10 protein-coding genes are annotated in these 12,180 nt (G+C 57.7%); 5 read left to right on the top strand and 5 right to left on the bottom strand.

All coding sequences use genetic code 11. The features are described 5' to 3' along the window. Positions 1-634: 634 nt before the first annotated feature. Together I6L33_RS06255 and I6L33_RS06250 are read right to left on the bottom strand one after the other, a co-directional pair. Complete coding sequence (locus tag I6L33_RS06255) at positions 635-1,909, bottom strand: helix-turn-helix domain-containing protein (protein WP_216973722.1); 1,275 nt, start codon at positions 1,907-1,909, stop codon at positions 635-637. Between the two features lie 725 nt (positions 1,910-2,634). Continuing rightward, a complete protein-coding gene (locus tag I6L33_RS06250) occupies positions 2,635-3,738 on the bottom strand; it encodes a leucine-rich repeat domain-containing protein (protein ID WP_216973721.1) in 1,104 nt (367 codons plus the stop codon). An 867-nt stretch (positions 3,739-4,605) separates the two neighbouring features. Here I6L33_RS06250 and I6L33_RS06245 point away from each other — a divergent pair. The 3 genes from I6L33_RS06245 to I6L33_RS06235 all read left to right on the top strand — a co-directional run bounded on the left by I6L33_RS06245 (position 4,606) and on the right by I6L33_RS06235 (position 8,397). Continuing rightward, a complete protein-coding gene (locus I6L33_RS06245) occupies positions 4,606-5,640 on the top strand; it encodes a LacI family DNA-binding transcriptional regulator (RefSeq protein WP_216973720.1) in 1,035 nt (344 codons plus the stop codon). Positions 5,641-5,741: 101 nt separating this feature from the next. Continuing rightward, on the top strand, positions 5,742-7,205 hold the full coding sequence (gene nhaC, locus I6L33_RS06240) for a Na+/H+ antiporter NhaC (protein WP_213344092.1): 1,464 nt from the start codon (positions 5,742-5,744) through the stop codon (positions 7,203-7,205). Between the two features lies 1 nt (position 7,206). Continuing rightward, complete coding sequence (locus tag I6L33_RS06235) at positions 7,207-8,397, top strand: MalY/PatB family protein (RefSeq protein WP_216973719.1); 1,191 nt, start codon at positions 7,207-7,209, stop codon at positions 8,395-8,397. Between the two features lie 166 nt (positions 8,398-8,563). On the opposite strand, the gene I6L33_RS06230 is transcribed toward I6L33_RS06235, so the two are convergent. Both I6L33_RS06230 and I6L33_RS06225 read right to left on the bottom strand, forming a co-directional pair. Beyond that, a complete protein-coding gene (locus tag I6L33_RS06230; protein WP_216973718.1) occupies positions 8,564-9,070 on the bottom strand; it encodes a GNAT family N-acetyltransferase in 507 nt (168 codons plus the stop codon). Positions 9,071-9,187: 117 nt separating this feature from the next. After that, positions 9,188-10,009, bottom strand: a complete 822-nt coding sequence (locus I6L33_RS06225; RefSeq protein ID WP_005308156.1) for an HDOD domain-containing protein — start codon at positions 10,007-10,009, stop codon at positions 9,188-9,190. A gap of 173 nt (positions 10,010-10,182) precedes the next feature. Between I6L33_RS06225 and I6L33_RS06220 the strand changes: the two genes are divergently transcribed. After that, entirely contained in the window at positions 10,183-10,446 is a 264-nt protein-coding gene (locus tag I6L33_RS06220) for a hypothetical protein (RefSeq protein ID WP_005308154.1), read from the top strand. A 107-nt stretch (positions 10,447-10,553) separates the two neighbouring features. After that, on the top strand, positions 10,554-11,399 hold the full coding sequence (locus tag I6L33_RS06215; protein ID WP_054543934.1) for a neutral zinc metallopeptidase: 846 nt from the start codon (positions 10,554-10,556) through the stop codon (positions 11,397-11,399). A 63-nt stretch (positions 11,400-11,462) separates the two neighbouring features. Here I6L33_RS06215 and aphA read toward each other — a convergent pair whose 3' ends face one another. Further along, entirely contained in the window at positions 11,463-12,173 is a 711-nt protein-coding gene (aphA, locus tag I6L33_RS06210) for an acid phosphatase AphA (protein ID WP_024942699.1), read from the bottom strand. Positions 12,174-12,180: the final 7 nt, after the last annotated feature.

Genomic DNA, 12,180 nt, shown 5'->3' with positions numbered 1-12,180 from the left:
CGCACTGTCGCCATTCCCCTCTGCGCCATTACCCGCTATCCCATGCAGCACGCATAAGCCATGTCGCTCCTCTGGCCCAGTATGTGCACACCCGCGACCTCGGGTCGGGAACCGTCACCCTACCGCCACCCGGATGGCCGGCCTCTGCCGACCGAGGTGCGCTCCGCCGAAGGGGTCCATCCATTCGCGCTCGGCGTCAGCCCCCCTATCCGGGGGCGTCCGGTATCTTCAGCGGCGGCGGTGCGCGGCTCCTGACTGCCGAGTGAATCCCCGGTTCGCACCGCCGAGCCGAGGCAAATCCGCGGACGGCCCAATCCGGGCCCCCTTGCTCCCGCATCATCCCCGGAGCCTGAGGCTCAACCCTTATTGACACTTTATCCCGCTCCTGCCCCCCACCGCCACGCCCGGCCTCAGGACCATTGTGTTGCAGCATAGAGTCCAGCAACCAGCGAGCCGGCCGGCACTTCACTTAACCAGGGGGTTCAGGGCGGTGGCGAGGAGAGGGGGCATCAAGGCAAAAGCTGGTGGCATGGCAAGGGCAGAATAAAGAAAAGGCTGGCACAAGCCAGCCTTGGTGGGATAAGTGACGGCGCAGCCCTTGCCGAGAGCCCGCCGGGGCATCCGGGCGGGAGGCTTAATCCGGCGCCCTGCGCGACAGCGCCAGAAAGCCGCCATGTGCGCTGGAAGCATGGAGCCATTTGTCGGGCTCCAGCGAGTAGTCGAGCTGTTCGTCCTCATCGGTCACTATGCTCATGGTCGCCGCCCGATAGGGGGTCAGCAGATCCGATTCCAGAAATTTGACGTGCACACTCTGGAGGTGCACTTTCAAGGCGATGACGGGATGTTCAGCGGGGTCGCTCACCTTGCCTTCACGCACCTTGAGCAGACTGAGCTCCGCCAGCTTGTCGCCCTCTGCGGTAAACAGCGACACATCCTGCACAAACTCGTGGATCTTCTCGCCAAATCCCTTGTGGCGCACTTGCAGGGCCACCACCGGGTGCTCTGCGGTATCGCACGGCTCATAGAAGTGAATGTTGTTGTAATAGGTCCCTGCTGCAGGCATAGGCAACACATCCGCTGGTGGCTGTGACATATGCCGGGCAATGCAGATGAGCTGGGGATCCAGTGATGCATCATGTTGCACGTAATAGATCTTCTCCCAGCGCGGTTTGTCACCGGTATAGGAGACGACAGACACAAGGTGCTCGGCAACCATCATCCGGTATTCGCTCTCCGCCGACAGCTCGGAAGCCTTGTCAATCATCTCCAGGGTGGCGCTGGAAATCGGCGGATTGGCCCCATCCACGCGATAGATGATGCCGTGCCGGGTGGTTATCTTTTTGGTCAGATAGGGCTGGCTCTCTTCTTCCTCCACCAGCAGAAAACAGCCAGCCAGAACGAGCAGGCCAAGCAGCAACGAGACCATCACGCCGCGCTTGCGGACAACCCTGCTGCGGTGCCATGCGTGTGGCAAGGGGGGATCGTCAAACAGGTCACGGCCTGGGTCCGCGTCATCAACCAGCTCTCCGACCAGTGCATCATGGGTGACTGTGTCGGGGGCGTCGTCAATGATCAGCTCCTCTTTCAGGATGGTCAGATCCATCATGTAACCCACTCTGGGCACGGTACGGATAGAGTCCATCATCCCCAGGGACTCCAGCTTGCGCCGGATCATCAGGATATTTTTATTCAGACCGATATCGCTGCTTTCGCTGTTGTTCCACAGTGCAGAGGTAAACTCCTCCCTGGATATTACCTGCTGAGGATGCTCACACAAAAACTCCAGCAGTTGGCACTCTTTCTGGCTTAAATGTACTTCGCGGGAGGACTCTGTCCTTTGCTTCACCAGACTGTAGCGTGATGGAATAAACGTTATCTGCTCACCGAGGTGATAATTGACTTCCAGCATGATGTTTTTGACTTATTTAAATAAGAACGTCGCTGATTTGAATGGAAACACAAAAAAAGACTCATCTGCACCTAAAATGACAACGCTACACCCCGCTGCTGTACTCCATATAAATCTTGACCGTAAGATAGATGTCCAGCATGGCAAACGCAATCAGCAGTAAAACAAATATTCTTACTATGTATTTTATAGGTATGTTTAAGTAATCGTATTTATAGTTCTTTTTGCTTTTCCAGCTTGCAGACTTGTCTGGTTCCGGAAAAATATCATTGATATCAGGCCTGTTGAAGAACATCTTGCGCCCTCATGGTTGTTAATGAGACAAAACATGGTAGCAGCTAATCCCAACTCGCTGAAATTATGGTTAATTTCAATTAAATACCATCAAAATCAATATCATAGAGCAATAAACAGCCAAGTGTTTATCCTGTACTTGGCAGCATTTTATCTACTGAATGAGGCTACCCATTCCCATTTAAACCAACATCCAGCATGATGATTATATCAGGCAGCACTTAATTTCACCCTAGATAGGGACCCAAAAAAAGCCATCGGACGACAGTCCATTTTCCGACAGCATCGAACACCACCAGGAGCCACCCAGCCCACACTTCATGTGAAAGAATGCCCCAAGCGTACAAGCAAGGACATACAAAAAGGCATTGCTTCATCACATAGTAATGGGCAATGCCTTTTATTAATAACTGACTCGCTTCAATAAACGATTACGGCTTGGATACCAGCTGAGTCACAGTGCCATCTGCAACCACCTTCTTGTTGCTGCTCTCATACGACCAGGTCAGTGAATTCTGACCGGGCCCTTCCCATTCCAGTTGGTTGGTCGCTTCGTCATAGCTGCCGGGAGTGGCCCAAACAATGGCTGGCACATGATCTTCCGGGGTGCGCAGAGCAATTGTGAGCCACTTACCCTGCACCGTATCCGCCATCACCACGTGCTGGTTTTTCAGTGACACACTGGTGTTGTCATGCAGATAGGCCAGCGGCCGAGCATTGCTGATGTAGTTGTCATCGGCAGTCAGTTTGGCCAGATAGCGCGGCCCATGCACTATCTTCTCGAGATCATCGAGGCGACACCCCGACACATCCAGCTTCTGCAAGGCGGGCAGGTTGGCCATGCCGGACCAATCCGCAATCTTGTTGTTCGAAATATTCAAGCCAACCAGTGTTGCAGGCATAAATTCCAGGGTGGAGATCTTGGTTGATGCCACCTCAAGCTGTTTGAGCTTGCCCATTTTCCCCAGCGGGGAGAGGTCATCAATCGGATTATGACTGACGGTCAGGTTGCTCAGGTTCTGCAGCCCGGTAATAGCGTCCAGTGAATCAATGCCATTATTTGAGATATCCAGTACGGTCAGGGTTGATATGGCGCCAATTTGATGGATATCGCTCAAGTGGTTGGCACCTATCTTCAGCGAAGTAAGTGGCAGTGTGCTGATCACGGAAATATCGCTGATGTCATTGTCCGTCACATCCAATGAGACAAGGTTTTTGGCAAACTGCATGCCAACCAGACTCTCGATATGCTTGCCGACGGCATTCAGCTGGTCCAGCATCAGCATATCACTGCTCGTCACTGGGTCTGCCTCTGCAATGCCTAACGCGGACTTGACTGCGGCCTCCATGTTCTTGTCAGGAAAGTTGACAATTTCTGCATTCACCGCATCGGTTTGGATTTGTCCATTGTTTTCGGTGACCTGCAGCTGAAAATAGCCGTTGCCATTATTTGCCTCCTGTGCAGATACAGTGCTGGCAATAGCAGGCACGGACAACGCCATTGAAATGGCAATTGCCAAGGTAGAGTTTCTCATTATTTCAAGCCTCTCGGTTTGTTGATTGCTGTAAAACCCTACCGAAAAAAAACGTCATGAAAAATAAAAAAATTGAAGCTTAATCATTATTGTGATCACCAACTTGTTATATTTTTAAATTACAAATAATTATAAATAATGCCGGCCAATACCATCTGTGAATTTGCCAGATATTGGGTGAGCAAGGTTTATCAAAGACCACAGGTTTCAGGTTGGTGTGCACGAGCATATGTAATGACTCCTGGCATAGCGGTCTACATCATTGGCAGCCAATAGCTCAATGAGCATCAGGGAGCCGCACAGATCGTCATGAGGCAAGCTTTTCCACTGATACGATATGAGGCCTCGCAACATCGCTGCTCAAAAGGCAGCCAGAGCAGCAGTGACTGACAACCTGCTGCAGCTAACGGGATATCGACCCAACCGAACGGGTAGATGAGAGAGCCCCTGCCACCTCACCCCCATGACACCATGGCAGCAACAACACGGTCAGTTTCGCTGGCAGAGTCACAGCAAGGGCACCTGGCCCAACGATGTGTGCCTGGCCACCAGCAGAGCGAATTTTTGACTGCGCGGGGTTTTATGTGGGGTTAAAAAATAAAAAACGCACAATTAAATAAATTAAGTCAATTAAAATCAATAACTTGTTACATAACGGCGAGTCTTCCATCGAAGAGCTCAACTGATCCTGCCTGCCCACCGGCAGCGCCCGATGCAGACAGGCCGCAACTCACGGCGGCCTCTTTGCCTCATTCCCCGGCACTGCCAAGTCGATCACATATCTCCCCTTCTCTCTTCACTGTCGATAGCCGGCACCAAGAGATGCCGTTATAACTAGCCCCTCCTTCACGACCAGGAAGCGAGTGGATGGCCACGATCAAGCAGGTCGCAGCACTAGCCAACGTCTCGACAGCAACCGTATCACGGGTAATAAACAACTCGGCCTACGTTGAACCCGCGACCCGGGAGCGGGTCGACAAGGCGATGCGCACACTGGATTATCGACGGGACATGGCTGCCGTTGCGCTGGCCAAGCGAAGCGGCAATATGCTTGGCCTGTTGACCGGCAATCTCGCCGACCCCTTCTTTGCCAGACTGGCTCGCGGAGTGGAAGCCATCAGCCGCCACCACGGCTTTCGCTTGATGGTGTGCAGCGGTTCCCATCAGCACGAACAGGAACGATATGGGCTTGAGTTTCTGATCAACCAGGGCTGCGAAGCGATCGTTGCCCATACCACCCGCCTCTCCGACGAAGTGCTTCTGCGCTATGCGGCCCACATGCCGGCACTCATTCCTATCAATCGCTATCTGCCCGAGCTGGCTCACCGCAGCATCTGGCTGGACAACCGGGCGGGTACCAGAGCCGCCGTCGATCATCTGGTGGCACAAGGCCATCGCCATATCGGCTTCATAACCTGCGATCTGCCCATCGCCGATCGGCAGTTGCGCCTGGAGGGATATCAGCAAGGGATGGCCAGCTACCATCTGGCCATCAAGCCACACTGGATTATCAGCCAGCCTTTCACCGAAGAGGGCGGTGAGCAAGCAGCAGCACACCTGCTGGCTGAGTGCCCGGAAGTCACCGCCGTGCTCACCTTCAACGACGTGATGGCGGCAGGCATGATGGCGCACCTGAGAAAATGCGGGCACCGGCTCCCCGACGCTCTGTCGATTATCGGGTTTGATGACATCCTGCTGGCTCGCTATCTCTCCCCGACTCTCACTACCCTTCACTACCCCATAGAGACGATGGCCAAACGGGCTGCCGAGCTGGCCATTGCCAGACTGCAACAAAAGGATACGGGACCTGGTTGTCATGAATTCAGCCCTTCACTGATCATTCGAGAGTCCGTTTCAACACTGATGCCAGCCCCGCGCTGCGACCATGATCACGTTTCATGACACCATGTAACCGGTTACATAGCCGGGAGCCAAGGCTCACACTTCCGCCAGACTGCTCGCCACACAATGGCGGCATGTTCTGAAACCATGGATCAACCGTGATGAAACAAGAGAGAAAACACCTGACCCTGGGGCTGGCCGCTCTGCCCCTGCTGGTGATGCTGGGACTCCTGATCGTTGGCTATGTCTTGATGGGGTTGCGCATCGAACCACTGCTGCTGCTGTCCGCCGTCTTCACCGCACTGCTTGCCTGCTGGCAAGGTTATAGCTGGGACGAGATCATTCACTCCATCGTCCAGAAGCTGGCCAAGGCGATGCCTGTCATCCTTATTCTGGTCTGTGTCGGCGGTCTGATTGGCAGCTGGATGTTCAGCGGTACCATCCCCTACATGGTCTATTGGGGACTCAAGCTGATCAGCCCGCAGTACATTCTTATCGCGGCTTTCTTCATCACCAGTCTGGTCTCGGTCTGTACCGGTACATCCTGGGGGTCGGCAGGCACTGTCGGGGTGGCACTGATGGGAGTGGCACACGGTCTGGATGTCTCGCTAGCCGCCGCAGCCGGGGCCGTGGTATCCGGCGCCTATTTCGGTGACAAGATCTCCCCTCTCTCCGACTCCACCAACTTTGCCGCCATTGTGGCCGATACCACGCTCTACGCTCATATCCAGCATCTGCTCTGGACTACGCTACCCAGCTTCGTGCTGGCTGCCGGCGTCTTCTTCTTCGCCGGTTTTTCTGCCATCGGGGCAGAGGTAGCCACACCGGAGAAGGTACTCACCATCCTGTCCACATTGGAGCAGCTTTACCAGTTCCATCCTCTGCTGTTGCTACCTCCGCTGATCGTGCTGTGGGGCGCGATCGTCAAGAAACCCACCATCCCCTTGATGCTGCTGGCCAGCGCCATCGCTATCGGCCTCGGGGTCACCATGCAGGGATTGCCACTCCAGTCCGGCTTCAATGCCCTGATCGACGGCTTCGACCTCACCATGTTTACTCCGCTGGGTCATGACGTCAGCCAGCTGATCCCCGATATTCCCCGTCTGCTCAATCGCGGTGGCATGTTCTCGATGATGAGCACCATTCTGCTGGTTTTCTGCGCTTTTTCCTTCGCGGGAGTACTCACTCTGACAGGAGCGCTTGACCTCATCATCAATCGCCTGCTAACCCTGATTCACTCAACTGGCCAATTGATCGCCTCGACCATCGCCACCACTCTGCTGGTCACCGGAGCCACCAGTGACGGCAAGCTTGCCCTGCTTATCCCGGGCGAGCTGTTTCAGGATGCCTACCGCCGAATGGGGCTGGACACCAAGAACCTCTCCCGCACCATTGAGGATGCGGGCACCGTGATTGAACCCCTGATCCCCTGGACTGCCGCTGGCGTCTATATGGCGGGTACTCTTGGTGTCTCTACACTCGATTATCTGCCCTGGGCCATTCAGTGCTACGCCGCCATCTTCTTCGCCCTTGCCTACGGCTTTACCGGCATCGGGATTGCGCGTACGGAGCAGCAAGCGGTGGCCATCGAGCCACAGACAATGACCACTGCTGAGGAGCGCTAAAATGGCAGACCATCACTTCGACGGCGTGATTGATCGCCGCAATACCAACTCCATCAAGTGGGACTGCATGCCCCAGTACCTCGGCATTGATGGCACCGACCTGCTGCCCATGTGGGTATCCGATTTCGACTTTGCCTGTCCGCCAGCAGTACAACAGACTTTGCAACAGCGGGTAGCCCACGGCGTTTTTGGTTACAGCGAACGGCGGGATGACTACTTCACGGCCATGCAACAGTGGTTTGACCGGCGCCATCGGCTAACCATCGAACGGGAGTGGATCCATTCCATCGAGGGGGTGATACCTGGCATCTCGTTGCTGCTGCAAATGCTGACCCGCCCCGGGAAAGGGGTGGTTATCCAGGGTCCCTGCTATGGATCCTTTGCCAAGATCATCGGTCTGAATGAGCGACGTCTGCTTGACAATCCACTGCAGCGCACAGGGAGCAGCTACCAGATGGACCTGCCACAGCTGGCGCGCCTCTTCATGGTGGAGCGCCCCGCCATGATGATCCTCTGCAATCCCCACAACCCGACTGGCAGAGGCTGGACGCTCACCGAGCTCCATGAGTTGGCAACGCTCTGTCAGCAACACGGCGTGACCTTGGTATCAGACGAGATCTGGGCAGACCTGCAACTGGATGGCCACAGGCACACCTCGGTTCTCTCCTTGCCTGCCCATCTGTTGCCAAACATGGTGGTGGCGACCTCCGCCAGCAAGAGCTTCGGTCTCTCCTCGCTGCGCATCTCCAACTTCATCATCCCGGACCCTGCGCTGCGCCAGCGCTTTAAACAGCGTCTCGACGCCCATGGTCTGGATGTGTTCAATGCACTCTCCATGGAGGCGGCGACCGCGGCCTATCTGCATGGCGAGAACTGGCTGAACAGCTTGCTTGCCTATTTGGCAGAGAATCGGCGCTGGTTTGCCCACCAGCTGGCAACCCGATTGCCAGAGCTGCAACTGATGGACGCCGATGCCACCTATCTGGCCTGGATCGATTGCAACCAGCTGGGGATAGCGGACGATGAGCTGAAACTGCGGCTCATCGAAGAAGCGAGGATCGTTCCCTCCATGGGGATCGGCTTCGGTGAAGGGGGACGGGGCTTTATTCGCCTCAATCTCGGCTGCCCGCGCAGTTATCTGGAGCAGGCACTCGATGGCCTGGAGGCGCTGATCGCCAAGACCAGAGGCTGAGTGATACTAGCCGGGAGCGACATAGCCCCGGCCTTTATCCCACGAACTATCGCTTACGGAGCAGAGACGCCCCAAAACGCATATTTGATGGGCTGGCGGGCAAGATCTCAGGAAACGGGGCACTTGCCCCCGAAAACGTGATCCTCCTCCTGCTGTTTCATCAGTGTCATGCCGTTACTGCCTCCAGCAACAGACACTCATCCGCATCCTCGGCCAGTTTGACCAACCGGCTTTGCACCAGCCCCAGCTTGGCCAGCAGCGCCACCGAACGCGCGTTGCCCGGGGTGACGATGGCTACCACTCGCTCGATGCCAAGCCGCTCCCGACCATCCTGCAGCGCCGCCTGCGCCGCTTCGATGCCATAACCCTGACCGCGCCAGGCGGGCAGGAAGGCGTAGCCAATGTCTTCACAAGGCAGGGTATCACGCTTGATCAGGCCGCAGATGCCGAGCTTGGCTCCGTCGCTGCGCCTTGCCACCAGGTAGAGACCGTGACCATGACGGGCATAGCTGACCGCCGGCCCTTGCTGGATGTAGTTTTCAGCATCCAGCAGGGTGCGGATGCCCCGATCGCCGATGTAGCGGTGAAAGTCGGGATCGTTGAGCAGTTCGAGAATGAAGGGGGCATCGGCAACCGCCAGTTCGCGCAGTTCCAGGCGCTCGGAGAGGATCATGGCAAGGGCTCGCTTAGAAGAGACAGGCCCCAAGACTGCCCCCGCAACCGCTCATTGGCAAGGCCGTCACCATGAAAAAGGGCCGCGGTGCGGCCCTGGTCGATGAAATGGGTGGCGTCAGGCCGCCAGCAAGCCGGCATAACCGTTGCCCTGCTCGCGCAGCGCGACGAACACGGCGGCGCAATCGGGCCAGGCGAGGCCGAGTCGCTCGGCCACCTGGGTTGGCCACTCGGGCGGTGCCGCTTCCCCCACATCCGACTGCGCCGCCAGTGCGATGGCCAGATGGATGATCGCAGCCTCGGCAGAGAACTCCTTGGCCAGCAAGGGGTTGTAGTGGTACTCCACCGCATGGCAGATGCTCAGGGGGAATTGCCAGCGCCTGGCCATCTCGGCCCCGGTCTGGGCATAGTTGAAGCCGACCACCAGCTCCTCGGCCTTGGCGCGTCCCTTGCTGGGCTCCAGATCCTTGATGTGGTTCACCATGTTCTCCGGCAGCCCCACGTGCATGATGAGCCGCCCCATGTCGTAGAGCAGGGCGCAGGTGAACACCTCCTCCCCCTTCATGCCCTTGAGCTTGGCCAGCCGCCTGGCCAGTTCGGCCACGTCGAACACCTTGCCCCAGAAATGCTTGAGCTCGATGCCGGGCACGGCACCGATGGAGCCGGTCAGGCCGCAGGCGAACACCATGTTGCGCACCACGTCGACCCCGAGCCGCACCACGGCCTCGTTGACGGTGGCGACCTGGCGACTGCCACCAAACTTGGCGGAGTTGGCCAGCCGCAGCAGCTTGGCGGAGATCACCGGATCCTTGTTGATCTTCTTGGCAATCAACAGGATATCCGGTTCTTTCTCATTGAAGGTCTGCACCAGTTCGCGCATGACTTCGGGCACGTTGGGCAGGTTCTGGGGCTTGGATAACAGCGAGTCTATGGTGGGCATATTGGTATCCGTCCATGCGATTTTATGATGGTTGTCGTTTGCAGACCGCAAACCCACATTAATTATGAGTAACAAAAACAGCCCATACCGAAATGTTTTTATCGAAATATTTCAATGTGTTAATAGCTATATCGCTATACTGGCATCCCTTATGACATGACGAGGCACAGCACATGAGCGAACCCACCGAGTTCTTCGACGAGCAAACCCTGCTGGAGATGGTCGACAACCAGCTCAGCGACGGCCACCCGCTGCAGGTCAAGGCGACCCTGATGCGGCTGGTGATGAAGGGCACCCCGCGCGAGGAGGCGCTGCAGTATATCGCCTGCGCCCTGGGGGCCGAGCTGATGGCGATGGAAGCGGATCAGGGCCCCTTCAACCTCGAGCGCTACGGCCAGTTTCTGGACTCCCTGCCCGAGATGCCCTGGGCCGAATAAACCTTCTTGCCCGCCGGCGGCAACCCGACCGCCGGCCTGCTCCCGTTAGGCAAGCCGTCCCGCCAGCCATTATCATTACTGCCACCGGACAGCAGGGGAGCAAGCATATGCGCTGGCAAGATCGCCGCGAGAGCAACAATGTGGAAGACAGACGCCAGCAGGGGGGCGGTGGCGGGCTCCCCATCGGCGGCAAGGGGCGTCTGATCCTGCTGGTGGTGGTCATGGTGGCCGGCTATTACGGGGTGGATCTCTCCCCCCTGCTCAACGAGCCGGCATCCCAGACCCCGCCCCAGCGTCAGGAGATGTCTCAGCCGGCCAAGGATCCCCTCGCCAGGTTCACTTCGGTGATGCTCGCCTCCACCGAGGATGCCTGGGGCGAGATCTTCCAGCAGAGCGGCAACCGCTATCAGGCCCCCAAACTGGTGCTCTATCGCGGTGCAACCCGTACCGGCTGCGGCCAGGGTCAGTCGGTGATGGGGCCTTTCTACTGCCCGGCGGATCGCACCGTCTACATCGATCTCTCCTTCTATCAGGAGATGCGCGACAAGCTGGGAGCCGACGGCGACTTCGCCCAGGGCTACGTGGTGGCGCACGAGGTGGGCCACCACGTGCAGAACCTGCTCGGCATCGAGCGCAAGATGCGTGAACAGCAGCAGGGGCTGAGCCGGGCCGAGCAGAACAAGCTATCGGTCAAACTCGAGTTGCAGGCCGACTGTTTTGCCGGTGTCTGGGGCCACTACATGGAGCGGGAACAGGTGCTGGAAACCGGTGATCTGGAGGAGGCGCTCAACGCCGCCCAGGCCATCGGCGACGATCGTCTGCAGCAGCAGAGCCAGGGCCGGGTGATCCCGGACAGCTTCACCCACGGCAGCTCGGCCCAGCGCTACGCCTGGTTCAAGCGCGGCTTTGACAGCGGCAAGCCCGCCAGCTGCAACACCTTCGCCGCCCGCTAGACGCCCAAAAAAGGGGCCGGATCCTGACAGGATCCGGCCCCTTTTCTCATGCAGGGATGAACATCAGTACTGGGAGTTGACGATCACCTCCTCCCCTAACGCGCCAGCCAGCGGCAGCGGCCGGTAGGTGGAGTTGGCCGCGCGCAGCAGCCGGATGCCGCGAATACCGATCTCCTGCGCGGCCTTGATGTCGCCATCGGCATCGCCGTAGAAGACCTTCATCTGCTTCTCCTTGAGCCACTGCACCTTGGTGTTCTGGCCCGGCTGGTCACCGGCGAAGATCACCGGGTTGAGCTGGTCGGCCGGAATGTTCATGGTCTGCTGCAGGGTCTGGCTGACGGTCTCGGTCCTGGTGGCCGAACGGCCGGTAACGAAATAGATGTGATCGCCGCGCTGGAGGTGCATGGCGATGAGCGCCTTGCCCACCTCTTTCGGCACGCTGAAGGCGTCCCAACCGTTGTTCATCTTCTCCCAGAAGGCGGGGTTCTTCAGGTAGCTCTCGTCGTTGGGGGAGAACTCCTGCTTGCCGCGATAAAACCCCGGGCTGGAGAAGAGCAGGGTGTCGTCGATGTCAAAACCGACCGCCATCGGCGGCAACCCATCCAGGCTCCTGGCAATCTGCGCCACCGACACCCAGTGAATGGGCGCCTGCTGGGACAGGGTCACCGCAGTGACACCGACAGGGCTGGCCGGAGCTTCGACGGCCACGGCAGGCAGGGTCAGGCTGGCGGCAACCAGGGAGGCAAGCAGGGCAAAACGGGGCAATGCGGACATGATACGA

The organism is Aeromonas sp. FDAARGOS 1403 (genome assembly GCF_019047325.1).
Classification (GTDB): Bacteria; Pseudomonadota; Gammaproteobacteria; order Enterobacterales; family Aeromonadaceae; genus Aeromonas; species Aeromonas dhakensis.
Note: the sequence above shows the minus strand (reverse complement) of the source record. Positions and strands in the feature narration are given on the sequence as shown.

Excerpts from the sequence above, each read along its gene's own strand:
- nhaC (WP_213344092.1), top strand. The coding sequence starts at position 5,742 with ATGAAACAAGAGAGAAAACACCTGACCCTGGGGCTGGCCGCTCTGCCC.
- I6L33_RS06245 (WP_216973720.1), top strand. The coding sequence starts at position 4,606 with ATGGCCACGATCAAGCAGGTCGCAGCACTAGCCAACGTCTCGACAGCA.
- I6L33_RS06215 (WP_054543934.1), top strand. The coding sequence starts at position 10,554 with ATGCGCTGGCAAGATCGCCGCGAGAGCAACAATGTGGAAGACAGACGC.
- I6L33_RS06255 (WP_216973722.1), bottom strand. The coding sequence starts at position 1,909 with ATGCTGGAAGTCAATTATCACCTCGGTGAGCAGATAACGTTTATTCCA.
- I6L33_RS06250 (WP_216973721.1), bottom strand. The coding sequence starts at position 3,738 with ATGAGAAACTCTACCTTGGCAATTGCCATTTCAATGGCGTTGTCCGTG.
- I6L33_RS06220 (WP_005308154.1), top strand. The coding sequence starts at position 10,183 with ATGAGCGAACCCACCGAGTTCTTCGACGAGCAAACCCTGCTGGAGATG.
- I6L33_RS06230 (WP_216973718.1), bottom strand. The coding sequence starts at position 9,070 with ATGATCCTCTCCGAGCGCCTGGAACTGCGCGAACTGGCGGTTGCCGAT.
- I6L33_RS06235 (WP_216973719.1), top strand. The coding sequence starts at position 7,207 with ATGGCAGACCATCACTTCGACGGCGTGATTGATCGCCGCAATACCAAC.
- aphA (WP_024942699.1), bottom strand. The coding sequence starts at position 12,173 with ATGTCCGCATTGCCCCGTTTTGCCCTGCTTGCCTCCCTGGTTGCCGCC.
- I6L33_RS06225 (WP_005308156.1), bottom strand. The coding sequence starts at position 10,009 with ATGCCCACCATAGACTCGCTGTTATCCAAGCCCCAGAACCTGCCCAAC.